The organism is Mesorhizobium sp. LMG17149 (assembly GCF_024518695.1).
GTDB lineage: Bacteria > Pseudomonadota > Alphaproteobacteria > Rhizobiales > Rhizobiaceae > Mesorhizobium.
In genome coordinates, this window is record NZ_JANIFL010000001.1 from 510,083 (window position 1) to 536,747 (window position 26,665).

General features: G+C 62.5%; 20 protein-coding genes and 1 tRNA gene. 11 read left to right on the forward strand and 10 right to left on the reverse strand.

The annotated features are described in order from the left end of the window. The first annotated feature begins 62 nt into the window (after window positions 1–62). Window positions 63–1,217, forward strand: a complete 1,155-nt coding sequence (locus NP945_RS02430; RefSeq protein WP_256745479.1) for a dihydrodipicolinate synthase family protein — start codon at window positions 63–65, stop codon at window positions 1,215–1,217. A 157-nt stretch (window positions 1,218–1,374) separates the two neighbouring features. Here NP945_RS02430 and NP945_RS02435 read toward each other — a convergent pair whose 3' ends face one another. Next, the gene (locus NP945_RS02435; protein ID WP_256745480.1) at window positions 1,375–3,576 is read right to left on the reverse strand and encodes an alginate lyase family protein; all 2,202 of its coding nucleotides are present in this window, start codon (window positions 3,574–3,576) and stop codon (window positions 1,375–1,377) included. A 473-nt stretch (window positions 3,577–4,049) separates the two neighbouring features. Between NP945_RS02435 and NP945_RS02440 the strand changes: the two genes are divergently transcribed. From NP945_RS02440 to NP945_RS02450, 3 genes are all read left to right on the forward strand, one after another. Further along, window positions 4,050–4,256, forward strand: a complete 207-nt coding sequence (locus NP945_RS02440; RefSeq protein WP_127267240.1) for a hypothetical protein — start codon at window positions 4,050–4,052, stop codon at window positions 4,254–4,256. 351 nt (window positions 4,257–4,607) lie between these two features. Next, entirely contained in the window at window positions 4,608–4,967 is a 360-nt protein-coding gene (locus NP945_RS02445; RefSeq protein ID WP_127272393.1) for a lysozyme inhibitor LprI family protein, read from the forward strand. A gap of 14 nt (window positions 4,968–4,981) precedes the next feature. Further along, on the forward strand, window positions 4,982–5,377 hold the full coding sequence (locus tag NP945_RS02450) for a hypothetical protein (protein ID WP_127270519.1): 396 nt from the start codon (window positions 4,982–4,984) through the stop codon (window positions 5,375–5,377). Between the two features lie 194 nt (window positions 5,378–5,571). On the opposite strand, the gene NP945_RS02455 is transcribed toward NP945_RS02450, so the two are convergent. Beyond that, window positions 5,572–5,646 (reverse strand) — tRNA-Val (locus NP945_RS02455). Between the two features lie 116 nt (window positions 5,647–5,762). Further along, window positions 5,763–6,125 carry a cell cycle two-component system response regulator CpdR gene (gene cpdR / locus NP945_RS02460; RefSeq protein ID WP_006199474.1) on the reverse strand — a complete coding sequence of 121 codons (363 nt, stop codon included), beginning with the start codon at window positions 6,123–6,125 and terminating at the stop codon, window positions 5,763–5,765. Window positions 6,126–6,288: 163 nt separating this feature from the next. On the opposite strand from cpdR, the gene NP945_RS02465 reads away from it, so the two are divergent. Together NP945_RS02465 and hisN are read left to right on the forward strand one after the other, a co-directional pair. Beyond that, window positions 6,289–7,230: an N-formylglutamate amidohydrolase gene (locus tag NP945_RS02465; RefSeq protein WP_127329367.1), complete on the forward strand. Its 942-nt coding sequence runs from the start codon at window positions 6,289–6,291 to the stop codon at window positions 7,228–7,230. A 325-nt stretch (window positions 7,231–7,555) separates the two neighbouring features. Next, window positions 7,556–8,329 carry a histidinol-phosphatase gene (gene hisN, locus NP945_RS02470; RefSeq protein WP_127290528.1) on the forward strand — a complete coding sequence of 258 codons (774 nt, stop codon included), beginning with the start codon at window positions 7,556–7,558 and terminating at the stop codon, window positions 8,327–8,329. A 98-nt stretch (window positions 8,330–8,427) separates the two neighbouring features. Here the strand turns inward: hisN and NP945_RS02475 are convergent, their stop codons facing one another. Continuing rightward, on the reverse strand, window positions 8,428–9,405 hold the full coding sequence (locus tag NP945_RS02475; protein WP_256745481.1) for an alpha/beta fold hydrolase: 978 nt from the start codon (window positions 9,403–9,405) through the stop codon (window positions 8,428–8,430). 480 nt (window positions 9,406–9,885) lie between these two features. On the opposite strand from NP945_RS02475, the gene NP945_RS02480 reads away from it, so the two are divergent. Continuing rightward, window positions 9,886–10,353: an Hsp20 family protein gene (locus NP945_RS02480; protein WP_013529716.1), complete on the forward strand. Its 468-nt coding sequence runs from the start codon at window positions 9,886–9,888 to the stop codon at window positions 10,351–10,353. Between the two features lie 72 nt (window positions 10,354–10,425). On the opposite strand, the gene NP945_RS02485 is transcribed toward NP945_RS02480, so the two are convergent. Continuing rightward, window positions 10,426–11,475, reverse strand: coding sequence for a low specificity L-threonine aldolase (locus NP945_RS02485; protein WP_128308971.1), 1,050 nt, complete (start codon window positions 11,473–11,475; stop codon window positions 10,426–10,428). 509 nt (window positions 11,476–11,984) lie between these two features. Between NP945_RS02485 and gltB the strand changes: the two genes are divergently transcribed. Both gltB and NP945_RS02495 read left to right on the forward strand, forming a co-directional pair. Next, on the forward strand, window positions 11,985–16,721 hold the full coding sequence (gene gltB, locus NP945_RS02490) for a glutamate synthase large subunit (protein WP_256745482.1): 4,737 nt from the start codon (window positions 11,985–11,987) through the stop codon (window positions 16,719–16,721). 141 nt (window positions 16,722–16,862) lie between these two features. Continuing rightward, a complete protein-coding gene (locus NP945_RS02495) occupies window positions 16,863–18,317 on the forward strand; it encodes a glutamate synthase subunit beta (protein ID WP_027038189.1) in 1,455 nt (484 codons plus the stop codon). Between the two features lie 97 nt (window positions 18,318–18,414). Here NP945_RS02495 and NP945_RS02500 read toward each other — a convergent pair whose 3' ends face one another. Beyond that, complete coding sequence (locus NP945_RS02500) at window positions 18,415–19,629, reverse strand: DUF459 domain-containing protein (protein ID WP_256745483.1); 1,215 nt, start codon at window positions 19,627–19,629, stop codon at window positions 18,415–18,417. A gap of 98 nt (window positions 19,630–19,727) precedes the next feature. After that, window positions 19,728–20,948 carry a lytic murein transglycosylase gene (locus NP945_RS02505; protein WP_127381663.1) on the reverse strand — a complete coding sequence of 407 codons (1,221 nt, stop codon included), beginning with the start codon at window positions 20,946–20,948 and terminating at the stop codon, window positions 19,728–19,730. Between the two features lie 209 nt (window positions 20,949–21,157). Between NP945_RS02505 and galU the strand changes: the two genes are divergently transcribed. Further along, window positions 21,158–22,063 (forward strand): UTP--glucose-1-phosphate uridylyltransferase GalU, encoded by a 906-nt coding sequence (galU, locus tag NP945_RS02510; protein WP_127270261.1) that lies wholly within the window; start codon window positions 21,158–21,160, stop codon window positions 22,061–22,063. Between the two features lie 71 nt (window positions 22,064–22,134). On the opposite strand, the gene NP945_RS02515 is transcribed toward galU, so the two are convergent. Continuing rightward, window positions 22,135–23,913 (reverse strand): outer membrane beta-barrel protein, encoded by a 1,779-nt coding sequence (locus NP945_RS02515; protein ID WP_256745484.1) that lies wholly within the window; start codon window positions 23,911–23,913, stop codon window positions 22,135–22,137. Window positions 23,914–24,158: 245 nt separating this feature from the next. Here NP945_RS02515 and NP945_RS02520 point away from each other — a divergent pair, with 245 nt between their 5' ends. Next, window positions 24,159–25,160, forward strand: coding sequence for an SIS domain-containing protein (locus tag NP945_RS02520; RefSeq protein WP_256745485.1), 1,002 nt, complete (start codon window positions 24,159–24,161; stop codon window positions 25,158–25,160). 4 nt (window positions 25,161–25,164) lie between these two features. Here NP945_RS02520 and NP945_RS02525 read toward each other — a convergent pair whose 3' ends face one another. Together NP945_RS02525 and NP945_RS02530 are read right to left on the reverse strand one after the other, a co-directional pair. Then, on the reverse strand, window positions 25,165–25,629 hold the full coding sequence (locus NP945_RS02525) for an NfeD family protein (protein ID WP_127269754.1): 465 nt from the start codon (window positions 25,627–25,629) through the stop codon (window positions 25,165–25,167). An 11-nt stretch (window positions 25,630–25,640) separates the two neighbouring features. Next, complete coding sequence (locus NP945_RS02530) at window positions 25,641–26,591, reverse strand: SPFH domain-containing protein (RefSeq protein WP_127269753.1); 951 nt, start codon at window positions 26,589–26,591, stop codon at window positions 25,641–25,643. Window positions 26,592–26,665 lie beyond the last annotated feature (74 nt).

Below are 26,665 nucleotides of genomic sequence, written 5' to 3' on the forward strand. Positions count from 1 at the left end.
ATCTTAAAGGTTCTTGATTTATTGGAACGTTCCATTTAGTAGGGTTGTGAAGGGAGAGATCGATGGACATTGCCTTGCCTGGTGAGGGGGGCGGCAGCACCCGGTACACGCTGGTCGGCGAACCGGTGCAGCCTGACGTCGGCGCGCGATTTTCGCGTATCGCCTATGCCGCCGCGCACGTCGTTGCCGATCCGCTTGCCATGACCGATCCGTGGTCCAGGCCGGTGGTCGACTGGGACAGGACGATGGCGTTCCGTCACCATCTGTGGCGGCTGGGCTTCCGCGTCGCCGAAGCGATGGACACGTCGCAGCGCGGCATGGGTTTCGGCTGGGCGAATGCACAGGAATTGATCCGCCGTTCGATCGCCGAGGCGCGCACCGTCGATGGCGCCGATCTCGCCTCGGGTGCCGGCACCGACCATCTGGCGCCCGCCGCCGCCAGGACGCTGGACGATGTGGTCACCGCCTATGAGCGGCAATTCGCTTTCATCGAAGGCTTGGGCGGCAAGGCGATCATGATGGCCAGCCGGGCACTGGCGGCAGTTGCCAAGGGGCCGGACGACTATGTCAGCGTCTACGACCGCATCCTGTCCCAGGCATCCGGCAAGGTCATCCTGCACTGGCTGGGCGACATGTTCGATCCGGCGCTCAGGGGCTATTGGGGCAGCGAGAATTTCGAGGCCGCTCTCGATACAGTGGTTGCCATCATCGAACGCCATATTGGCAAGGTCGAGGGGATAAAAATCTCACTGCTCGATGCCGGCAAGGAGGTCGCGCTGAGGAACCGTCTGCCGGACGGCGTCGTCATGTTCACTGGCGACGATTTCAATTATCCCGAACTGATCGCCGGCGACGAGAAAAGACACTCGCACGCACTGCTCGGTATTTTCAATGCGATTGCGCCGGTCGCCAACGCGGCGCTGTCGAAACTGGCGGAAGGCGATCGCGCCGGCTATGACGCTTTGATGGCGCCGACCGTGCCGCTATCGCGAAAAATCTTCGAGGCGCCCACCGAGTACTACAAGGCCGGCATCGTCTTCATGGCCTGGCTGAACGGCCATCAGGACCATTTTGCGATGGTCGGCGGCATGCAGTCGGCGCGCGGCATCCGTCACTATGCCGACGTGTTCCGCCTTGCCGACCAGGCCGGATTGCTCGCTGATCCCGATCTGGCGGTGGCCAGAATGAAGAGCCTTTGCACCGTCGCGGGCGTTTGATTTCGGGAAAGTGGTTCTCATCATCGACGTGACAGGCCAGGAATGCCGGACGTCCCTAGAGCAATTCCAGGAAAAGTGTGAAACGGTTTTCCGTCCGGAATTGCGTAAAAACAAGGAGTTAGAGCGGGTCGCCGTTTCCGTGAAACGGTGAACTGCTCTAACGTCTTCGCCACAGCCAAAAAGGCGCGATTGCCTCGTCTGGATGAAAAATGGGCTTGGCCGCTCTTCCCAGGTCGGCAGGTGGCATCCCTGCGGGATCATGATGCGTCAGGTCGAGAAGCGGCGGCCCAAGCCGATCCGGATCGACAGTTTCGGCCGACATGGTGTGTCGCTTGTTCTCGTGCGCAACAAGCCAGTGCAGCGCCTGGACCAGTCCCAGTCCCTCGGCTGTCTTGTGCTGCCAGAGATTGTCACCAACCGAAGACAGGACACGGGCCAGCGACGTCCAGCCTTGCAAGGTAAACATGGCGTAGTGCCTGGGGCGCGTGCGGGACAGTTCCCTGGGCAAGGAGCCGTCGGCTGCGATCTGGGTCGCCAATCTCTCCCGAGCATAGAGGCTGATCTTGGCCAGGGTGGCGCTGTCGCCAAGAAATGTGGCGATCGATGCCCGCTGCAAATCGTAGTACGTTCCTTGGTTGCTGCTGCTGCAGAAGGCCGTCGCGGCTGCCGGCGCGGTGTCCAGCCATTCACAGTAGGAACCGAGCCAGGCTCTGAACGCCTCGCGATCCTCGTCACCCAGTACTCCTGTTCGCTCGATCAAGCGTACGGCATCCAGGAAGAAATAGAAATCCTTCAGCTCGATGATGCCGTAGCCGGCCCCTTCATTGTTGTCGTGGCCCGACCGCACCTGCGCATAGCGCAAATGCGGGTTCATTCTTGTCTTGGGATCGACAAACCATGCGCGAATGAGCCTCGCGGCGTGGACGGCGTAATGACGTCCATCAAGCACGGTTGCGGCGAGCGCAAGCACGGTTGTGTCGTCGAAGACGCGCTGTAAGCGTGTGCGATCGTAGGTTTCGCTTCCTGCTGCATACAATGCCGTGCCGGGCACGCGTTCGCCATCGCGCCTGATATAGGGCAGGCCATCGGGTCTGTCGGGGTCGGGCCACCAGTAAGGCGCCGGGTGAAAATAGTCCTGGGGATCCCCGCTGGGGGCTCGGCCAGTCTTGTCGAGCACGCTGAACGGACCGCGGGCGAGTGCCTGACCGGCCGCGGTTTCGAGATAGCGCAGGATGGGTCCGTCCTTTACCGCGTGGGCGAGGGCGTCTTCGTCATAGAAAGCCAGGCGGGAGGTATCAAGCCGAGCGGCGACTGCCTTGGCGTCACATTGATCGACCATATCGACGATCGCCTGGTCGCGGCTGACCAGACGCGCGACGAAGCCGGCCTTGCCGATCTCCAGATGCGAACGTCCTGAATCCAGGCGCGCCACCCAGCCCGCTTTCTGGAGCAGCCCGGCATCCGCTGCCCGGACCGGGCGTGGAAAATCCCAGGCGTCGTCGCGGTAGCGATCCCAGGGGCCGGGAACTGCCAACCGCCACAGCATCTCGATTTTTGGCCGCCTTCCGTAGCCATAGTTTTCGTCGAACAGTTGCGTGGTATCGGCTCGAAATATGATCTGCGGCTCTTCCTCGGCCGGCGGCTGGAAGCTCTGGTCCAGCAGAAGCGCATTGTCGACAATACGCGCCATGGGCACCACAGCGTAGGGAAGGTGCGGGTTTCTCTCGATCGCGGACCGTATCCGCTGGAACGCAGAGCCTGTCAGGTAGCAGTTCCCGTCCCAGGGCATCAGCCATTTTGCCCTGCCGCGGGCAATCGCGAGCGCGGCGTTGCGAGCCCCATTGTTGTTCATCACATAGAGGTTCTTGCTGCGGCGGATGTGCGTTTCGTAACGCGCGGACTTTCCGCTCGCCCGGCCCTTCTCTGAGAATCTGAGGTCGCCGGCAACAAGCTGGTCGACGTCCCAGGATATCTTCCGGTACGCATCGAGTTCGAAGGGGATTGTGTGAAAATTCTGACGGCGGCTTTCGAGCAGGCCGATGATCCGGGCTTCCTCGTCGGTGTCGACTATCCGATTGACGATCCAGAATTTTTCGCAGGCGTCGAAGACCGGTTCGTTGTCCAGAATGAACAGCACGTTGTCGAATGACTGGCCCTTGCGGTGTCGCGGTTCCAGATCATTGCCGATGATCCGGACGAGCATGAAGCTGTCGGCAATCTGCGAGATCGGCGACGCCGTGTAAGTCTCGCGGGCGGCTTCGATCCGCTTGCCGAGTTCGCGTCGGTATTCAGCGTTCTGCTTTGCGGAAATGAGCGCGTTGCCCAATGTCGACCACGGCGACTGCAATTGCGTGCGCACACGGTTCAGTTCGCGATGTATCTTCGGCCAAGGCGACAGTTTTTCCCTTCTGGACTGTGAACTCATGACGGCACGCAAGGAGACCCGATCACCGCCTCGGGAATGCGCGCAGTTTCGCCAACCATTCCGGCTTCGACCCTGGACCATTTCTGAGTGTGAGGCGACCAAGCCCTGAATTGTCCAACGCGATCAATCATGGAAAACGTCTCTCGCCTGCAATGTTGCGAATGTCCTGTTACGGTTCTGCTGCATCGGTCACGGCAGGTTGCAGGCAACGCCGACAAGACAATGCGATAAATCAAATCCGAAAACCACATAGCATGGCAAATGCCCCGGCATCGGCGATGCGCCTTCACGCGAAGGCAAGCTCGCAAAAAGATTCCGCCGGTGATCGCAATTTTCTTGTGAACCAATTTCTCCCGAGGCGCGACCAAGCGATGTGTCCAAACATGGTCCATCAAGGAGAACGTCTGATGTTTACTGTTTCAAGAAACGTCCTTTTGGCCGCCATCGCCGTTTCGGTGCTGGCCGGCTGCAAGACAACCGCTCCCAGGGAATGCGACAAGCTGAAGCCCGGCGTCACCTACAACGGCAAATGCTGCGGCATCGGCGAGCCTTGCCGTGAAGGCAAGGGCGGCGGCGACAGGCCGGGAAATACGCCTGATCCAGAGCCGCAATGATCTGATTGCCTGTCGCCCGTCCCGGTCAGCACCGGGACGGGCGCACAGCTTTCCGCGACGGCGTTTGCGTCCGGCGTCCGGTCTGCCAGGACCGGTTTGCGAAACTCGCCGGCGCCGCCCTCGACAATGGCGCAGCGGCAAATGTCAACGTCAGCTTGTGGCGGCCGCATTCGGCCGCCATTGCATCGAATGCATGAGTTATCCGCCACCCCCCGCACCTCACGGCCCCAGCCTCGTCCGTCCTGCGTTGTTGAACCCGACAACCCTTTGCTTACTATACGGTTTTTCGGTGCTTGTCGGCTGCCCCCATGCGTGCTTACTTGTGGTTGTTTTCATTCCGGGGATACAATCATGCGTTTTCTACTTGCTGGCGTCGCCATGCTGTCGTTCGCCGCCACTGCGGCTCTGGCTGATCCAGCTTCGGACTTCAAAAGAGCCGATCAGGCGTTGAACCAAACCTTCAAGCAAATCCAGAAGCGGCTTACGGATGATTCCGACGGCAAGGCACGGTTGGTGAAAGCGCAGAGAGCGTGGATTGCGTTCCGCAACGCCGAATGCACGTTTCAATCCAGCGGTGACGATGGTGGCTCCGCGGCGCCGATGGTTGCCGCTGCTTGTCAAGCTGAACTGACCAAGGCTCGCACCAGGCAGTTGAGGGCCTACCTGAACTGCCAGGAGGGTGACCTCTCTTGCCCGGTGCCATCAGAATGATCTGGAGTGACAAAATGCCGAATTTCAAGATGAGATATGTGCTGATCGCGCTTGTGCCGTTGGCGGTTGCTGGTTGCGTCAGCGCTGAGGATCAGCGCGCAATGGATCAGCAACAGTGCGCTTCTTACGGCTATAGGCCAGGAACCAACAGGTTTGCCGACTGCATGATGCAACAGACTTCACAACGTTCAGAAGACGAGCAGCGCTCAATGGATCGCATAGCCGCGCAGGAACAGAGAGACAAGGATCGCAAGGAAGCGCGTCGAAAGAACGACAGCTACATCGACCCAAGGCCGAGTTACGACAAGGACGGCAATCCGAATTTCGACACTCAAGGCAATTACCAAGGGTGTCACGGCGCGGGATGTTTGGTCGACAATCCAGACAATGGCGATGACGATGACCAGTAGGCTGGCTTCGCAAGGGCTCTTCTTCCTGCCCCTATAGTCCGGACCTCAGCCCAAATCGACAAACCGTTCGCCAAGCTCAAGCACTGCATGCGGCGTTGCGCCAGGTGCAGGCTATAAGTCAACCTATGCGAACCGCTCTACCTCTGGGGAACCAGCCGGGAAATGCCGATGCAAGATCTGCTTGTCTGGTTGGATGGTGGGCGTGACAGGGATTGAACCTGTGACCCCTGCAATGTCAATGCAGTGCTCTCCCGCTGAGCTACACGCCCATCCGAAGCCGCGCATACACCATTTTTGATCCAGCGCGTCAATAGCAGGAAAAAGGAAAGAAGGCGTCGTCTCGCCGCAGTGGCGAAGAGGTGCGGCGCCTCGCCTAGAAAACGGCTCAGGCCGCCTGCAGCATCTTTTCGACCTCGTTGACGAGGTCGCGCAGGTGGAAGGGCTTCGACAGCACCTTGGCGTCTTTCGGCGCCTTGGAATCCGGGTTCAGCGCAACGGCGGCGAAACCGGTGATGAACATGACTTTCAGATCAGGATCGATCTCGGTGGCGCGCCGCGCCAGTTCGATGCCGTCCATCTCCGGCATGACGATGTCGGTCAACAGCAGCGAGAAAGGCTCCTCGCGCAGCCGCTCATAGGCGCTGGCGCCATTGTCGAAATCACTGACCTGGTAACCGGCGCGCTCCAGCGCCTTGACGAGGAACCGACGCATATCGTCGTCGTCTTCCGCCAGAAGAATGCGTGCCATGATATCCCGTCCGAATCACCCGCCCGAGGTTGCCGTTGGGCAAGCCCGTTAACCATCCTGTATATGAGGAGGTGAGGGTAAACATCAAGTGAACGCTGACGGGGATGATCCATATTTGCCGGGCGTGTGCTGCGGCCGAAATGCTGGACACGAGGCTTGCAAGGTGGCACTTTCACATCATGATGCACTGGTGTTTTCGGGTTCGTTCAAATTGAAGACGGCAGCCGAGGATTTTTCGGTCTTTCCACCCTTCGAAATCCGGTCGGGCGTCGAGCAGCGCGTCCCCTTCCTCTTCAACTCACCGCATAGCGGCCGCTACTATCCGGAGCGCTTCCTTGCCATGGCAAGGCTGGACCGCAACGCCATCCGTCGGTCCGAGGACTGCTACGTCGATGAGCTGTTCGGCGGGACCGTCGCGCTCGGCGCACCGCTGCTGGCGGCGAATTTCCCGAGGGCCTATCTCGACGTCAACCGTGAACCGTGGGAGCTTGATCCGCGCATGTTCGCCGAGCCGGTGCCGTCCTTCTGCAACATCCGCTCGGCACGGGTGGCCGGCGGGCTGGGCACGGTGCCGAAGCTGGTCGGCGAGGGGCTCGACATCTATTCCGGCCGCTTGCCGCTGGCCGAAGCGGTCGCCCGCATCGAGGCCGTCTACAAGCCCTATCACGAGACGCTGAAGCGGCTGTTGACCAGAACCCATGCGCGGTTCGGCTTTGCCGTGCTGATCGACTGTCATTCGATGCCGGCGAGCATCAGGGTCGGCGACAGCGGCCAGCGGCCCGACTTCATCATCGGCGACCGTTTCGGCATCTCGGCAACGGCCGCCCTGACCGACACCGCGATCGGCCTGCTCAGCGCCATGGGCTATTCGGTCGCCCACAACAAGCCCTATGCCGGCGGCTTCATCACCGAGCACTATGGCCGCCCGGCGCGCCATCTGCACGCGCTGCAGATCGAGGTCAACCGGGGGCTCTATATGAACGAGCGGACGTTCGAAAAGGCTGCTGGCTTCGATGCGCTGGCCGACGATCTGACGCGGTTCTCAGCCGACCTGATGTCGATGCCCGATCATCATTTCATCGACTTGCCACTGGCCGCGGAGTGAATAACCTGCCGCTGGCCGCGGACTGAATGGCGCCATAAAAAAAGACCGCATCGTTTGCACGATACGGTCGAAGTCTAGGGAGGAAACGCCCAAGGAGGGCATGGACAGGAAACCCTGTCCGAGATTGAGGGTATTGTGCGCTGCACAAATGTCAAGCGACCTTCAGCCTTTTTTAATTCACTCTGATGTGGAAATTGCGTTTCGATGGCGCCTGTGTGACATCCAGGCAACAGATGCCGTCGCGGAAAAATCCTCGACACCCTTGTTTTGGCACGAAATTGGCGGCAAAGCCGGGCTCGGGCATGCTGCAATGCGGGAGAATCAGTTGGACATCAGCATCGATTTCATGCGTCGCATCGCGCAGGCGGCAGCGGCGGAGACCTTGCCGCGCTTTCGTGCCCAAGGTGCGGTCGCCAACAAGGAACAGGGCAGTTTTGATCCGGTCACCGAGGCCGATCGCGAGGCCGAGCGCGCCATCCGGGCTCTGATATCGGCTGAGTATCCCGATCATGGTATTCTAGGCGAGGAGCATGGCAGCGAGAACATCTCGAGCCGGCACGTCTGGGTGATCGACCCGATCGACGGCACGCGCGCGTTCATTTCCGGCCTGCCGGTGTGGGGCACACTGGTCGGGCTGACGATCGATGGCGACGCCGTTGCCGGCATGATGGCGCAGCCCTTCACCGGCGAGCTTTTCTACGCCAACGGCTCGGGCTCCCATTATGAGGGGCCAGGCGGGCCGCGAAAACTGACGACCCGCAAGACGACGAAGTTGGACCAGGCGACGCTGTTCACCACCACGCCGGCCCTGTTCAAGGGCGAGGCGCGCAACCGTTACGATGCATTCGAAAGACAGATCCAGCTCGCCCGCTATGGCGCCGATTGCTATGCCTTCGCCATGATCGCCTCGGGAAGCGTCGACATCGTCGCCGATCCCGGATTGAAGCCCTACGACATCGTGGCGCTGATCCCGATCATCGAAAAGGCAGGCGGCGTCGTCACCACATTCGATGGCGGGCCGGCGGAACAGGGCGGCGATGTACTCGCCGCGGCGACGCCGGAACTTCATGCCGCCGCCATGGCCGCCCTGCGCGGCTAAACGAGCGTCCGCCGCCATTCAGGTGATGCCGACCGCTTGAAGCAGTCGTTTTACTGCCGGCGGCCCCGCTTGGGGAGCGGGCCAGCGACCGGCGCCTGTCAGGCTGTGGGGTCGTCGCTGCCGGGAATGAAAGCGTCGAAAGCGGCGAGCAATTGCTCGCGGTAGATGTCGGCTTCCTGCAGGATTTCGTGGCGGGAGCCATCGATCATCAGCAGCGAACCGAGCCGCAGACGCCTGGCGTAGGCTTCCACGGCCCTGGTCGAGACGACCTGGTCGGCGCCGGCGGCGATGATCAGCAGCGGGACCTGGATCCGAGCCATGAAATCGGGGTCGCTGACGGCTTCCGATGCTTTCGCGGCTGCCTGCAGCCAGCGGATCGTCGGCCCGCCAAGCGCCAGTTGCGGGTATTCTTCATAGATCCGTGTGTTGCGCCGATAGCGCTCCGGGTCCGATGTCAGCTTGTTGGTCTCGAACGGGGCCGTAACCCTCGGCCGCGGACCCCAGGCGGCGTAGAGCCGGCCGAGGCCGAGAGCGCAGAACAGAGAACAGACGCGGCGAACCGTCGAGATCGAGACCGGCAGGTCGGGCAGCGTCAGGAAGGGCGCGATCAGCACCATGCGCCGGATGCGGTTCACCATCGATGGGGCGGCAAGCAGGGTGATCAAGGCACCTGCCGAATGGGCGAGGATGTAGTACGGTCCGCGGCAATCGGGCAGCACGATCTCCTCGAAGAACTGTTCGAGGTCGGCGGTGTAGTCGCGGAAGCTGCTGACGTAGCCGCGCTGGTGATCGCGGATCAGCCGGTCGGAATCGCCCTGGCCGCGCCAATCGAGCGTGGCGACGCCAAAGCCGCGATCGGCAAGGTTGCGGATGGTTTCGAAATATTTCTCGATGCACTCGTTGCGGCCGGTGAGCAGGACCACGGTGCCCTTCATCGGGCGAGCGACCGCGCCGAACAGGCCGTAGCGGATATTCTTTCGGTCACGCGCGGTGAAGAAGCCGCCGGTGGCATTTTCCGGCCGCGGATTGCCCTCGATTTCGTGAAAAAGGGAGTTTTCGGTGAAAAGATCCGTCATTCGGCGCTTCGTGCTCGGCGTCTCGCATGCCCGCCTGCGCTGGCCGGCTCCGCTAAGGTGATAGACGCCCATGCGCCAAAAGCCAAGGAATTCCCGGTGAAGGGGAGGCTGCATCAGGGAAGGCCGGAAGCCGCTTGAAAGCGTGCTTCCGGCCCCTGTCGATCCGGGAGGAAGGGACGTTACACCCGGTCGGCCTCGTTGCGGTGCCTGTTGTGCAATCGGCGCCGCCAGTCCTTGATCCTGGAATGGACTTTAGCGCCGGCTGCCTGAACGCGCGCCGAAGTGCCGGTTCATCTGCCGTTCATCAAGGGTCCGGCCGCCGTGGCTTTTGCCGCCAGGTGAAATCTTGAAATGCTTTCCAGCGCTCCCCAAATGTCTCGTGCGGTCGCCAATGTCGGGGCCGCTGGTCCACCCGAAACGCCGCTCAAGGGTTTCGCACCGGCCATACGCAAACCATGTTGCTCAACAGGAGAACACCTCATGCGTCACGTTGATTTTTCCCCGCTTTATCGCTCGACCGTCGGCTTCGATCGTCTGTTCACGATGCTCGATTCGCTCGCGCAGCCGGATGGCGCGCAGACCTATCCGCCCTACAACATCGAGCGCACCGGTGAGGATTCCTACCGGATCTCGATGGCGGTTGCCGGCTTCTCGGACGAGGAAATCTCGATCGAAGCCCATCGCAACGTGCTGACCGTGAAGGGTGAGCGCAAGGACGAGGGTACCGGCGAAGGCTCCGAGCTGCTCTATCGCGGCATTGCCTCGAGGGCTTTCGAACGTCGCTTCCAGCTTGCCGACCACGTCGAGGTCGTTGGCGCCTCGCTGAAGAACGGCCTGCTCTTCGTCGACCTCAAGCGCAACATCCCCGAGGAGCTGAAGCCGCGCAAGATCGCCATTACGGCGTCTTCGGCCAAGGCCAAGCAGATCGAGGCCAAGACCGCTGCCTAAAATACAAGTCTCCTCCCGAGACGGAAGCGGCGCCGAAAGGCGCCGCTTTTTTGTTGTCGGGGAAATGCGTTATCAGGCGATCAGCTGGCCAAAACGGTCGACTTCATCGGCTGTCGTCGCAAAGCTGGTGACGAAGCGGTAGAGCAACTCGTCCTCGCCGATGTGGCCGTCAAAGCCATGCGGCTTGTGCCAGTCGTAGAAGGCGGCACCCGCGGTCTGCAGCCTCTCGGCCTCGGCCTTCTTGATCACCGCGAAAACCTCGTTCGCCTGCGGCAGCCATGCCAGCTTGGCCGTTGCCGAATCCTCGATCGCGGCGGCAAGGCGTGCGGCCATGGCGTTGGCGTGGCGGGCGGTGTCCAGCCACAGCCCATCCTTGAAATAGGCCTCGAACTGCGCCGCGACGAAGCGCGATTTCGAAAACAGCTGGGCGGCGCGCTTGCGCAGGAAGGCCAATTCCCTGGCACGATCGAGGTCGAACAGCACGATCGCTTCGGCGCACCAGCAGCCGTTCTTGGTGCCGCCGAAGGAGAGGATGTCGACGCCGCGTTTCCAGGTCATTTCGGCCGGTGTCGTGTCGAGTGCGACCAGCGCATTGGCAAAGCGGGCGCCATCCATGTGCAGGGGCACCGAATATTGTTTGGCGATCGCCGAGATCGTCTCGATCTCATCCAGGCCGTAGATGGTGCCGACCTCGGTCGACTGGGTGATCGAAACGGCCATCGGCCGTCCCCAATGGACAATTTCCGGTGCGAAACGGCCGATGGTCCTTTCCAGATTGTGCGGATCGATCTTGCCCAGCGCGCCATCGATCTCATGCAGGCGAGAGCCGCCGGAAAAATATACCGGCGCGCCGCATTCGTCCTCGATGACATGCGATTCGCGATGGGCAAAGGAAATGCCGCCCGGCTTGTTGTAAGCGGTGAGCGCCAGCGAGTTGGCGGCCGTGCCGGTGGCGACGAAGAACACCGCGACCTCGCGTTCGAAAATCTCACTGAAGCGCTGGTAGACTGCCCGGTCGAGCGCACCGTCGCCATAGGCGGTGGAAAAGCCGCCGGCATTGGCCGACAGGCCAGCGGCAATATTGGGATGGGCGCCTGCCCAATTGTCGGAAGCGAAGAACATGCATCTGCCTATGTCTTGGGAGATCGGGGTTTTGGGGAAATCGGGTTTTGGGGAAATCAGTCTGAAGTTGACCGGTTTCGCGAGCGGACCGCAAGGGGCCAGGCGCCGGAAAAACAGTAAAGCCAGCCAACCGGCAAAGCCCAGGTCGACGACTGAAGCTTACGTTTTTCCCGGACTTGACGACATTTTCTGTCGCGAAAAGCCCAAGTTTTTTGTGAATCGGTCTTGTGTGCGTCCCAGATTTCTGCCATAAAAATTTAGGACAGTAGTGCTGTCTTATTTTGTCGCACAAAACGAGCCGGATTGGCGTATCATTGGGCCTCTCCGGCTGTTGCCGCGAGCGACAGGTGGACAGCCAGACTCTGGCCTGTACGATTACCAGATGCGTTCCATGCGGAAAGCCGCCTGGTTCGGCAAGGATTTCGCAAGACGTGCCACAAGGATCAGGGTGAGCCAAGCGCTTGCCGAGGCAAACCAGCGCCTGAATGGCTGGGAATGGAGGACAGGAGATGACGGACATGACGCACTCTGCGACGAACGGCCAGGCCGCGCAGACGAAAGCGGCAACCGTCAAAACCACCTTGCGATCCAATATTAGCCGAACCGCCAACGGCTTTTCCGCCCAGGGCCTCTACGATCCGCGCAACGAGCATGACGCCTGCGGCGTCGGCTTCATCGTCAATATGAAGGGCGTGAAGTCGCATCAGATCGTCAAGGACGGGCTGGCTGTGCTCGAAAACCTGACGCATCGCGGTGCCGTTGGCGCCGATCCGCTGGTCGGCGATGGCGCCGGCGTGCTGGTGCAGCTTCCCGACCAGTTCTTCCGTGAGGAGATGGCGGCCCAGGGCATCGAGCTGCCGCCGGCGGGTCAGTACGGCGTCGGACACTGGTTCATGCCGCAGGACGCGGCCCTTCGCGCCCATATCGAGGACATCATTGTCGAATCGGCGCAATCCGAGGGGCTTCCGCTCATCGGTTTCCGTGACGTGCCCGTCGACAATTCGTCGCTTTCGAAGGCGCCTGACATCGTGGCATCCGAGCCGTTCCATCGGCAGATCTTCATCGGCCGCACGCCAGACATTACCGATGACGAGGAATACGAGGCCAGGCTCTATCTGCTGCGCAAGGTCATATCGGGCCGCATCTACGCCGAGAACGACAACAAGGACATCGGCGCCTATTGCGTGTCGCTGTCGGCGCGCACCATCGTCTACAAGGGCATGTTCCTGGCCTACCAGGTCGGCGCCTATTACAAGGACCTGATCGATCCGCGCTTCGAGACCGCGCTGATCCTCGTCCACCAGCGCTTCTCGACCAACACCTTCCCGTCTTGGAAGCTGGCGCATCCCTACCGCATGGTCGCCCACAATGGCGAGATCAACACCGTGCGCGGCAACAACAACTGGATGGCTGCGCGCCAGGCGTCGGTTGATTCCGAACTGTTCGGCAACAACATCTCGAAGCTGTGGCCGATTTCCTATGACGGCCAGTCCGACACCGCCTGCTTCGACAATGCGCTCGAGTTCCTGTTCCAGGGCGGGTACAGGCTCAGCCATGCCATGATGATGCTGATCCCGGAAGCCTGGGCCGGCAACAAGCTCATGGATGCCGATCGCAAGGCCTTCTACGAATACCATGCGGCATTGATGGAGCCGTGGGATGGGCCGGCGGCGGTGGTCTTCACCGATGGCCGCCAGATCGGCGCCACGCTCGACCGCAACGGACTGCGCCCGGCACGCTACATCGTCACCGACGATGATCGCGTCATCATGGCCTCGGAAGCCGGCGTGCTGCCCGTGCCCGAGGAGAAGATCGTCAAGAAGTGGCGGCTGCAGCCCGGCCGTATGCTTCTGATCGATCTGGAGAAGGGGCGTATCGTCTCCGACGAGGAGCTCAAGTCGGAGATCGCGACCAAGCATCCCTACAAGACCTGGCTCGCCAACACACAGCTCATCCTCGAAGATTTGAAGCCGGTCGAGCCGCGCGCGCTGCGCAAGGATGTCAGCCTGCTCGATCGCCAGCAGGCGTTCGGCTACAGCCAGGAAGACACCAAGCTGTTGATGTCGCCGATGGCCACGACTGGCCAGGAGGCGGTGGGCTCGATGGGCACCGACACGCCGATCTCGGCGATGTCGGACAAGTCGAAGCTGCTCTACACCTATTTCAAGCAGAACTTCGCCCAAGTCACCAATCCGCCGATCGATCCGATCCGCGAGGAGCTGGTGATGAGCCTGGTGTCCTTCATCGGGCCGCGGCCGAACATCTTCGACCTCGTCGGCAATTCGCGCCGCAAGCGGCTCGAGGTGCGCCAGCCGATCCTGACCAATGGCGATCTCGAAAAGATCCGTTCCATCGGCCACACCGAGGACCGCTTCGACACCAAGACGATCGACATCACCTATGGCTCCGCCGAAGGGGCCGCGGGCATGCAGGGCGCCATCGACCGCCTGTGCGAGCGGGCCGAGGCGGCGGTTGCCGGCGGCTACAACATCATCATCCTGTCCGACCGCCAGGTCGGGCCGGACCGCATCGCCATTCCGGCGCTCCTGGCGACGGCCGCGGTCCATCATCACCTGATCCGCAAGGGACTGCGCACCTCGGTCGGCCTCGTCGTCGAATCCGGCGAGCCGCGCGAAGTGCATCATTTCTGCTGCCTTGCCGGCTATGGCGCCGAGGCGATCAATCCCTACCTCGCCTTCGATACGCTGCTCGACATGCACAAGCGCGGCGAACTGCCGAAGGAAGTGGACGCCTACGAAGTCGTCTCTCGCTACATCAAGTCGATCGGCAAGGGCATCCTCAAGGTGATGTCCAAGATGGGCATCTCGACCTACCAGTCCTATTGCGGCGCGCAGATTTTCGACGCCATCGGCCTGAAGACCGATTTCGTGCAGCAATACTTCACCGGCACCGCGACGCTGATCGAAGGCGTCGGCCTGGACGAGATCGCGACCGAGACGCTCAGCCGCCACAATGACGGTTTCGGCAACGACCCCGTGCTGCGCAACAGTCTCGAGGTCGGCGGCGAATACATGTATCGCATGCGCGGCGAGGCGCATATCTGGTCGCCCGACGCGGTCGCCACCTTGCAGCACGCCGTGCGCCAGGGATCGTGGGAAACCTTCAAGGACTATTCCGCCCAGATCGACAGCGAGACGGCCCGCGCCCAGACCATTCGCGGGCTGTTCAAGATCAAGCTGGCCGGAGAAACCGGCCGCAAGAAGGTGGCGCTCGACGACGTCATGTCGGCGGCCGACATCGTCAAGCGGTTCTCGACCGGGGCGATGTCGTTCGGGTCGATCTCGCGCGAAGCGCACACCACGCTGGCGCGCGCGATGAACCAGATCGGCGGCAAGTCGAACACCGGCGAGGGCGGCGAAGAGGCCGACCGCTATCTGCCGCTGCCTGGCGGCGGCAAGAACCCGGAACGCTCGGCGATCAAGCAGATCGCCTCGGGCCGTTTCGGCGTCACGGCTGAGTACCTCGTCAATTCCGACATGATGCAGATCAAGGTGGCGCAGGGCGCCAAGCCCGGCGAGGGCGGCCAGCTGCCCGGCCACAAGGTCGACGCGACCATCGCCAAGGTCAGGCATTCGACGCCCGGCGTCGGCCTGATCTCGCCGCCACCGCATCACGACATCTATTCGATCGAGGATCTGGCTCAGCTGATCTACGATCTGAAGAACGTCAATCCGGCGGCCGACGTGTCGGTCAAGCTGGTGTCGGAGGTGGGTGTCGGCACGGTTGCGGCGGGCGTTGCCAAGGCACGCGCCGACCACATCACCATCTCGGGCTATGATGGCGGCACCGGCGCTTCGCCGCTGACGTCGCTCAAGCATGCCGGCAGCCCGTGGGAAATGGGCCTTGCCGAGACGCACCAGACGCTGGTGCTGAACGGTCTGCGGTCGCGCGTTGCGCTGCAGGTCGATGGCGGCTTGCGCACGGGGCGCGACGTCATCATCGGCGCGCTGCTTGGCGCCGACGAATTCGGCTTCTCGACCGCACCGCTGATCGCGGCCGGCTGCATCATGATGCGCAAGTGCCATCTCAACACCTGCCCGGTCGGCGTCGCGACGCAGGATCCAGTGCTGCGCAAGCGCTTCAAGGGCACGCCCGAGCATGTCATCAACTTCTTCTTCTACGTGGCGGAAGAGGTGAGGGAGCTGCTCGCCGAGATGGGCTACACCCATATCGACCAGATCATCGGCGACACAGATCTTCTGGAAAAGCGCGACCTGATCGTGCACTGGAAGGCGCGCGGGCTCGATTTCTCGAAGATGTTCTTCAAGCCGGATGCGCCGCATGAGGCCGTGCACTGGACCGAGCGGCAGAAGCACCCGATCGACGACGTGCTCGACCGCAAGCTGATCGAACTGGCCAAGCCGGCGCTGGAGAGCAAGCTGCCGGTCAAGATCGAGGTCGATATCCGCAATGTCGATCGCTCGACGGGCGCCATGCTGTCGGGTGAAGTGGCCAAGCGCTTCAAGCACAAGGGCCTGCGCGAGGACACGATCCAGGTGAAGCTGACCGGCACTGCCGGCCAGTCCTTTGGCGCCTTCCTGGCGCGCGGCATCTCGTTCGAGCTTGTCGGCGCCGGCAATGACTATGTCGGCAAGGGCCTGTCGGGCGGACGTATCGTCATCCGGCCGCCGGAAGAGGCCAAGATCGTCGCGGCGGAGTCCATCATCGTCGGCAACACGGTGCTCTATGGCGCAACCGAGGGCGAGGCCTATTTCGCCGGTGTCGCCGGCGAGCGTTTCGCCGTGCGCAATTCGGGCGTCGCCGCCGTCGTCGAAGGCGTCGGCGACCATGGCTGCGAGTACATGACGGGCGGCATCGTCGTCGTCATCGGCAAGACCGGCCGCAACTTCGCCGCCGGCATGTCGGGCGGCGTCGCCTATGTGCTCGACGAGGCGGGCGATTTCGCCGAGCGTTGCAACATGGCGATGGTCGAGCTGGAGCCGGTTCCCGAAGAAGACGATCTGATGGAAAGGCTGCTGCACCATGGCGGCGACCTCGATCACAAGGGCCGCGTCGATGTCTCCGGCGACATGACCAGCCATGACGAGGAGCGGCTTTACCAACTGATTTCCAACCATGTGCATTACACCGGGTCGGTACGTGGCCGCGAGATTCTCGACGACTGGACGATTTTCCGGCCGAAGTTCCGCAAGATCATGCCGGTTGAATATCGCCGTGCCCTGATCGAGATGGAACGCATGCGCATGGGCGTCGCGGCGGAATAGGCTTTGCAATTGCCGGGGAGCCCAGGTTTCCCGGCCCATCTTCACCGACAGTTTGACCTCCGGCGCAAGGTTGCCATGGCTGCCTCAAGGGGTTAACGGGTGCGGCGAAAACCGCACCATCTGGACAGCAGGAACTGGACTATGGGCAAGGTAACAGGCTTTCTCGAAATCGACCGGCAGGTGCACAAGTACCAGCCGGCCTCCGACCGCATCCGGCATTTCCGCGAGTTCACGCTGCCGATGTCTGACAAGGAGGTCGAGAAACAGGCCGCGCGCTGCATGGATTGCGGCATTCCGTTCTGCCACGGGCCGACCGGCTGCCCGATCCACAACCAGATTCCGGACTGGAACGACCTCGTCTACAATGGCGACTGGGACAACGCGATCCGCAACCTGCATTCGACCAACAACTTCCCGGAGTTCACCGGCCGCATCTGCCCCGCACCCTGCGAGGAAGCCTGTACGCTGAACCTCGAGGACATTCCCGTCGCCATCAAGACGGTCGAGCAGGCGATCGCCGACAAGGCCTATGAAACCGGCCATATCAGGCCCTATCCGCCGGAGAAGAAGACCGGCAAGCGCGTCGCCGTCATCGGTTCCGGTCCGGCCGGTATGGCGGCGGCCCAGCAGCTTGGCCGCGCCGGCCACGATGTTCATGTCTACGAGCGCGAAAGCCGGCCCGGCGGGCTGATGCGCTACGGCATTCCCGACTTCAAGATCGAGAAGCACTATATCGACCGGCGCATCGAGCAGATGCAGGGTGAGGGCGTGACCTTTCATTGCGGCGTCAATGTCGGCGTCGACAAGCCGGTTGCCGAGCTGCTCGCCGAACATGATGCCGTGCTCTATTGCGGCGGCTCGGAAACGCCGCGCGCGGCCGGCATTCCCGGCGACGATCTCGGCGGTGTGCATGACGCGATGCCCTATCTGGTGCAGCAGAACAGGCGGGTCGGCGGCGAACCGATCCAGTCGGTGGCGTGGCCGTCGCATCCGATCATCGCCGGCGGCCAGCATGTGGTCGTCGTCGGCGGCGGCGATACAGCGTCCGACTGTGTCGGCACGGCCTTCCGCCAGGGCGCGGTGCGTGTCACCCAGCTCGACATCCGCCCGCAGCCGCCGGAGAAGGAAGACAAGCTTTCGGTCTGGCCCTACTGGGCGACGAAGATGCGCACCTCGTCTTCGCAGGCCGAAGGCGCGGAGCGCGAATTCCAGGTGGCGACGCTCGAATTCATCGGCGAGGAAGGCCAGCTGACCGGCGTCAAGTGCTGCGAGGTCGACGACAAGCGCAAGCCGATCGCCGGCAGCGAATTCGTCATCCGCGCCGATCTCGCCTTCATCGCCATCGGCTTTGCCGGGCCGGCCGCTGCCGGAGTGGCGAAGGAGCTAGAGGGTGAGATGAAGATCGCCACCGACAGCCGCCGCTCCAGGAATGTCGAGGCCAATGACCGCGACTACAGGACCAGCGTCGACAGGCTCTATGCCGCCGGCGACGTGCGTCGTGGCCAGTCGCTGGTCGTCTGGGCGATCCGTGAGGGCCGCCAGGCGGCGCGCTCGATCGATGAGGCACTGATGGGGTCAAGCGTTCTTCCGCGCTGAGCCCGTTTGGAAACTCTACTCCTACGGCCATCTGACGGCGTTTTCTGCGCTTCCGAGGAGCGAGTTTCGAAACGGCCTCAGAGACCGCGCTGGGATACTAACGATTGATTGCGGTCGTTGCGTCGGTCGCGGCCGCGGCCTTCGGCGGCCAGGAGAAATCGTCGGCGCGGCCCGGCGAGGCCACGGATGCCTTGCCCTCGACCACAAGCTTTTCACCGGGCAGGTCCGGATTTGCCTTCGCCGGCGGGGCCGCGCCAAGCAGCTCGGAGCCGCCGTCGAGTGCCGGATCGCTGAGCAGCATCGGCGCGGTGCGGTCGATGACGATGGGTGCCGCGGCCGGCGCCGGCGCCTCGACAGGGGCGCCCGCCGGAGCGGACGGTGTGACCACGCTTCCAGGCGCGGTCAGGCCGAGGATCTTCAGCAACGGTTTTTCGGTATAGAAGGCGAGCTTGCGCTTGCCCGCCCTCGAGACGTTGATGCCGTCATCGGCGCGCAGCCGCACCGGCTGGCCGTTGATATCGGGGCCGCTGGTGACGAAAGCACCGTTCTCATCGACGAAGCCGTCCCAGACGTCGACGAATTCACCGCCATGGCTTTCAGCCGCCTGATGATAGATGTCGTTGAAGGCCAGCATGTCGGAGGTCATCTTCGGCACCCGGAACGCCGGCATGCCGACCCATAGGAAGGGTACCTTTGCCTCCGCGACAGCTTTGCCGAACGCCTCGGTCCGGCGCTCATATTCCTTGGTCCAGGTTTCAGAGCGGGGCTGCTCGCGCACGTCACCCACCTTCATCTGCTGGCGGTCGTTGGAACCCAGCATGACGATCACGGCGGCAGGTTTTTCGGTCTCGATCAGCGATTTGATCTGTTCGGGCCAGTTGTAGAAGTCGTCGCGTACGAAGCCGGACGAGCCATTGCTGCGAACGACGATCCTGACGCCGGCATTCTCGGCAAAGGCGGTATCGAGGCCTTCGGCGAGGCCGGCCGCCATGAAGTCTCCGACCACCAGCACGGTGCGGGCCTCCGGTGCCTTGTCGACCACCGGGATTTCCGGCTCCGCCGGCGGGCGCGGAGCGCGGGGTTTTTTCGCTTTGGGCCTGGGCCTCGGCTTCTGGATGTCCTGCGGCGGCTCGATCCGCTCGCTGCGGCGTGGGAACAGAAGGTCGCGCAGCGACCAGCCGCGGTTTTGCTGCTCCTGCGCCATGGCCGGCGCATGAAAGGCGCCAGCCACACCGACGGTGAGCACGATCACGGCCAGGATGAGCACCGGCATGCGACGAACAAGCCCTGCGATGCGCGCAGCCGAAGCCAATCGTTTCCTCCATCCCTTGGCGCAGCAAATGCCGCGCCAACCAGATTGCTACAGTGTCCTTTGCGCGCCCGAAAGGCCGCGCGGCACCGCAGGCGGCTCTATTTCTGCCGGAGCCACTTCAGCACTTCCATGCTCGGGTAACCGTCCTGGGTCAAGCCGGCCTTGGCCTGGAAGGCCAAGATGGCTGATTTCGAGCCGTCGCCGATCTTGCCGTCGAACTTGCCGTCATAAAGGCCATGTTGGGAAAGCCGCTGCTGCAGCTCCTGCCTTTCCTCGAAAGTGAGCTTGGTGAAAGGCCGCTTCCAGTCCTGCACGAGACCGCTGGAGCCGGCGATTTCGTCGGCAAGAAGGCCGACGGCCAGCGCATATTTGTCGGCGTTATTGTAGGCTTTGATGACCGTGAAATTCTTGATCATCAGGAAGGCCGGCCCGTTGCGGCCGTCCGGCACCTTCAGCGTCGCCTTGTCGGAGCCGTTCTTGAACGGCTTGCCGTTGGCCCTGACCACGCCGAGCGCCTGCCATTGCGACAGTGTTTTCGAGCCGCCGGGAAGCTTTCCAGCGGGCAAAGCAACCTCATAGCCCCAGGTCTTGCCGGCCTGCCAGCCATTCTTCTTCAACAAATTGGCTGATGTCGCCAGCGCATCGGGGATCGAATTCCAGATGTCGCGTTTGCCATTGCCGTCCATGTCGACGGCATAGTGCAGATAGCTGGTCGGGATGAACTGGGTATGGCCCATGGCGCCGGCCCAGGATCCGCTCAGATGGCTTTCGTCGATATCGCCGGTCTGCAGGATCTTCAGCGCGGCGACCAGCTGGGTGCGGGCGAATTTCGCCCGCTTCGGATCGGCATAGGCCAAGGTCGCCAGCGAGCGCACGACATTGCGCATGACGTCGTCGCGCTTGAGGATCTCGCCATAGTTCGATTCCATCGACCAGATGGCCAGCAGGATGTAGCGGTTGACACCGAACCTGGCCTCGATCCGGTCCAGCCACGGCTTCCATTTCCTGGCCATCTGCTGGCCGACGGCGACCGACTGGTCATGGACGCGGTTGTCGAAATAGTCCCAGGCAGGGGCCGTGAATTCAGGCTGCGTACGCGCCTTCTCCAGCACCACCGGATCGATATCCCTGATGTTCCTGAAGGCCTGGTCGTAGAGGGCGCCGGAAACGCCGCTCTGCACGGCGGTGGCGCGGAAGCCGGCGACCCACTGCCGGAAACCGGCATCGGCGAAAGCGGGGCCAGGCATCAGCAGAGCGAGCGATAGGCTGGCTGCCGCCATGACGCTGGTAAAAATTTTTGCGGCATTGCGAACGGACATCTTTTCCTCCTTCTCTGTCTCAGGAAAGACCATTCATCGCCGAACCAGGTTAGGAATTAGTTTACCATAGGCGCCACCGGGAACGAAAAGACGCTTCGAAGCTTTACCGGTGGACATTCCTCTCAGTTGCCCAGTAGTCCCGAATTCCGGCGTGAAAATGTCTTGGAACGGGGATTGCGGAGCTGGCCCTCAAACGGATAATTGAAAGCATGAAGAGAGTTCGCAAGGCAGTCTTCCCGGTCGCCGGTCTCGGCACACGGTTTCTCCCGGCCACCAAGGCTGTCCCCAAGGAAATGCTGACCGTCGTCGACCGGCCGGTGATCCAGTATGTGGTGGATGAGGCACGCGAGGCCGGCATCGAGCATTTCATCTTCGTCACCGGCCGCAACAAGGCCGTCATCGAGGACCATTTCGACATCCAGTTCGAACTCTATGACACGCTGGCCCAGCGCGGCAAGGACGACCAGCTCGCCCGCCTGCAACGGCTGCAGCCGGCGCCGGGGCAGACCAGTTTCACACGCCAGCAGGTACCGATGGGACTTGGCCATGCCGTCTGGTGCGCCCGCGAGCTCGTCGGCGACGAGCCCTTCGCGCTGTTGCTGCCCGACATGATCATGCAGTCGGAGAAGAGCTGCACGAAGGCAATGGTCGAGCTCTACGAGGAGACCGGCAACAACATCATCGCGGTGCAGGAATGCGCTCCCGCCGAAACCCACAAATACGGCATCGTCGGCCGCGGCGAGGACACGCATCACGGTTTCCGCATCACCGAGATGGTGGAAAAGCCGAAGGCCGGCACCGCGCCGTCCAATCTTTACATCAACGGCCGCTACATCCTGCAGCCGGAGATCTTCAAGATCCTTGAAGGCCAGGAAAAAGGCGCCGGCAACGAGATCCAGCTCACCGACGCCATGCTGAAGCTGGAAAAGCAGCAGCCTTTCTACGGCTACCACTATCGAGGCCGCACGTTCGACTGCGGATCGCCGGAAGGCTTCGTCGAGGCCAACGTCGCCTTCGCGCTGTGGCGCAGCGACATGAACGAGAACATGGCCGGTGTGATCCGCACGCTTCTCGATGAGATGAAGCCATCCGAGCGCCGCGGCGCCGCATCTTAAGTCGATGTCGATGTTCAGCCGGTCCGCGGAAGGGCCGGTCTGATCTCAACGCACGTTGGGCACGCAAGTCCTCAGCGCTGCACTTTCACGCCGAGGAAGATGCTGTTGGCGGTGTAGTCCCGGCCCGGCAGATTGCTGGTCAGCTTCTCGGTCCTCACCCTTGTGGTGAGGCCGGCGTAGCGGTTCAGCCACCAGGTCAGTCCGGCCTCGGCGCTCAACACCCTGTCATGGCCATCGATGCCGATGTAGTCACGCCAGTCGAGGCCCAGAGCCGCATTGGCGGTGAGGTTGGCGCGAATCTGGCGTTCGCCGGTCAGGCGACCGGAATAGAGGATGTCGCCGCTTTCGCCCGATGTGGTCGTGGGCTCGACGGTGGTCCGCCCGGTCAGGCCGATCGTGGTGCCGCGCTCCGGTGACCATTTGAGGTCGGCGTTGACGGTGGCACCGGAGATTGCATCAAGGTTTTTGTCGTCGATCGCTTCCCTGAGCCAGCCGGCCGAGAATTCGCCCGACAGCTTCTCGCCCATGTCGAGTGCAAGGCCAGCGCGGGCGCCGAGCCGCGTCGACGAGCGCTCGAAGCCTTCATTGTCGATGCGTTGATCATAGGTCCGGCGGCCGACCTCGATTTCGGTGAAGGGGGTCAGGGCAGGGGAGATCTCGTAGCCGGTGCGCAACGTCGCCGTGTAGAGCGTGGAGTCCTGATCCTTCTGCGACAGCGAGGTGCCGTCCGAGAGCTTGGCGTCGCCGTAAAAATCGTGCGAGACCGCGCCGGTCAGCGTGTACTGCATCTTGCCGAGATGCTTTTCGACGGCGAGGCTGCCATCGATGGTCTGCCGCAGCGGCTGCTTGCTGACGCCGGCAATGGCGTCCGGTGATGATGCCGATTCCGGCACGGCCTCGTAGCCGAGCTTGGCGATGGCGCGCAACTCATTGTCGAGGTCGACATTGAGCTGGCCTTCGATGCGCCCTTGCGCGTCGTGAACCGGGTAACCGGAGACGGTCTCGCGAAAAAGGCCATAGCCGTCGATCGTGGCTGAGTTCTCGCGCCAGTCGGAGGCGGCGGAAAAGCGCAGCGCTGTCTCGGACAGCAGCGCCGACGTGCCGGCACTGCTCGAATCGCCGTTCGAGGTGGCGGTCAGGCCCTGTTCGATCGTCGGCCGGATGACGAAGGAGCCCCATTTGACGCCGGTGGCGGCAAACGGATCATCCTCCGGTTTCTTCTTCTGGCCTTCGATGGCGTCCGTGCGCTCCGCGCCTGGGTCGAGCTTCTGCCTGTCGGCACTGTCGATGGTGAGGGCGCGGCGGTTGGCCGTGTCCGCATCGGTGTCTTCACCATCGGTGGCGTCCGTCGTGGAGGCGGTGATGTCGGAGGTGTCGGCCGTCGATTTCTTCTTCTTTTTCGACTTGTCGGCAGCCTTGTCCTTGGCCTGGTCAGCCGCATTCTGCCCGGCGGTCGATGAGCGGCGGCGGGGCTTGGGCGGCGCCGCGATGTCGGCGGACGTGTCGTCAGTGGCTGCCGGCGGGTCGAAGAGGCTGCCGGTCGCGATGGCATCGCCGGTATCCGTATCGTCAGGCACAGCACCGGCGCTGGCCGGCAGATAGGTGCGGGCCGGCGCATTGTCCTGCGCGGCATTGGTCGGCTGTTGACCCTGCGCTGCCAGGGCCAGCTGTCTCGCCTTGCGCTGCTGGTCGGACAGGATCGCCGATTCCGAAACCTCGCCGCGCAGTTCGGTTTCCTGGGCATGGAGCGCAGTCGGGCGCAGCAAGGCAAACATGCTGGTTGCCAGCAGCAAGGCGCAGACCGCCTTGCCCTTTCTTCCTGTCGAATTTTCTGGCTGGGCCCCGGACATCGCCACCACTGCTTGCGCGGCGCACGCGCGCCATACTTACCGAACCGTAAATGGGGATGGTTAACGGAGGGTTGAGGCGGCGGCCCGTCAACCAGCTGAAGCGCTGATTTCCAAAGGGATTCATACCGCCTGCGTTAAGCTTTTGGTTTTGGCGCCTGCCGTCATCTAAAACCACCGCACGATCGGGCATGCCTTGGGCCATTTCTGTTGGACAGCGCGCCGGCAAAGCGCTAATCGCATCAGCCATGCATGCGGGATCCCTGGATAAGAAACCTTCGGACAGGCAAGCCTCGATCGCTTCGGCGCTGAGGACGGTGGCGACAGAACAGGCTGGTGTCGCAGCCCTCGCCGAGGCCTTGGAGAACGGATTGGCCGGGCCTTTCGCCCAGGCCGTCGAGACGATCTCGGGGATTGAAGGCCGGCTCATCGTCACCGGTGTCGGCAAAAGCGGCCATATCGGTTCGAAGATCGCGGCGACGCTGGCCTCGACAGGCACGCCGGCTTTCTTTGTCCATCCCGCCGAAGCCAACCACGGCGATCTCGGCATGATCGCCAGGGACGACGCCATCATCGCTATGTCGTGGTCGGGCGAAAGCAAGGAACTGATGGGCATCGTCGCCTATTCCAGGCGTTTTTCCATCCCGTTGATCGCCATCACCGCCGGAGAGACGTCGGCGCTGGCGCGGGCGGCGGACGTGGTGCTGCTTTTGCCACGCGCTCCTGAGGCCTGTCCGCACGGCCTGGCGCCAACGACATCGGCGCTGCTGCAACTGGTGATGGGCGACGCGCTGGCGATCGCGCTGCTCGAAGCACGCGGCTTTACGCCGGATCATTTCCGCACCTTTCACCCGGGCGGCCAGCTCGGCGCCAACCTGACGCAGATCCGCGAGATCATGCATGTCGGCGACAGGCTGCCGCTGGTGGTTGCGGGCACCGGCATGCAGGACGCGATCCAGGAACTGTCGCGCAAGGGATTTGGCTGCGTCGCGATCACCGGCGCAGACGGTGCGCTGGTCGGCATCATCACCGATGGCGACATCCGCCGTCACATCGGCAGCAATCTGCTGGCGATGACGGTGGATCAGGTGATGACAAAAGGCCCGAAGACCGCGACGCCGGACACGCTGGTGGCAACGGCGCTGCAGACGATTAACAATTCAGCCATCACCAGCCTGATGGTGGTGGAGGGCCGGAAACCAGTCGGCCTCATCCACCTGCACGACCTGCTGCGTATCGGCGCCGCCTGAACGTTCAGACAGCCTCGACGGTCAGTTCCAGATCCGTATCGGCCGCGCCCGTCACGCGCACTTGCGTGCCGGCCGGCAAATCCGGGCCGGAGACACGCCACAGCGTATCGCCCAGCTTGATGCGCCCGCGTCCGTCCCGGATCGGCTCGGCAAGTGTCGCCATCCTGCCGACCATTTGCGCGCCGCGCCGGTTGAGCAGCGGCTGGTCGGTCGGGTCGTTGCGGCTGCCGACCAGCTTCTTGCCGACATAGGCCGAGACCAGCGACAGCGCCAGGAAGGCGAGGACCTGGACCTGCCAGGTCCAGAAGCCGGCGTCCCAGACCAGCAGCGACACGGCGCCGATGATCAGCGCGGCGATGCCGATCCACAGCATGAAGATACCCGGCGCGATGACTTCCATCACCAGCAGGATGAAACCGAGTACCATCCAGTTCCACGGGCCGAGTTCGGAAACGATGCGGTCGATCATTGGTTTCGACCTCAGTTGTCGGTTGGGCGAACGACCGGCGGGCGCGCGGCCTGCCTCTGCGAGCCGGTCGTGCCTTCGCTGCGGAAGACTTCCTTGGCGATTTCGCCAATGCCGCCGAGCGAACCGATCAGCGACGATGCCTCGAAGGGCATCAGCACGATCTTGCTGTTGGTGGCCGTGCCGATCCTGCCAAGCGCTTCAGTGTATTTCAGCGCTACGAAGTAGTTCAGCGCCTGCACATCGCCTTTGGAGATCGCTTCCGACACCACCTGGGTGGCGCGGGCTTCCGCCTCGGCCGAACGTTCGCGCGCCTCGGCATCGCGGAAGGCGGCTTCCTTGCGGCCCTCGGCCTCGAGGATCTGCGACTGCTTGAGGCCTTCGGCGGCAAGGATCTGGGCACGCTTGTTGCGTTCCGCGGTCATCTGCCGGCCCATCGATTCGATAAGGTTGGCCGGCGGGTTGATGTCCTTGATTTCGACGCGGGTGATCTTGATGCCCCACGGGTGGGCTGCCTCATCGACGACACGCAGCAGGCGCTCGTTGATGGCGTCGCGGTTCGACAGGAGTTCATCGAGATCCATCGAACCCATGACGGTACGGATGTTGGTCATCGTCAGATTGAGGATGGCGTTCTGCAGGCCGGAAACCTGGTAGGCGGCCTGCGCCGCGTTGAGGATCTGGAAAAAGGCGATGCCGTCGACACCGACAATGGCGTTGTCGCGGGTGATGATTTCCTGGCTCGGAACGTCAAGCACCTGCTCCATCATGTTCATCTTGGCGCCGATACGGTCGATGAACGGGAAAATGAAATTGAGGCCTGGGCTCAGTGTCTTGGTGTAACGGCCAAAGCGCTCCACCGTATAATTGTAACCTTGCGGGATTGTCCTGATGCCTTTGATCAGCAGCACCAATACCAGAAGTGCAAGTGCACCAATCGCAATATCGAAACCACTGAAATCCATTTGGCTCTCCCTCAGACGAAGGCCGCACAAGCCATTCTCGCGCCGCCGACTTCACCAAAGACTTAAGTGTATTT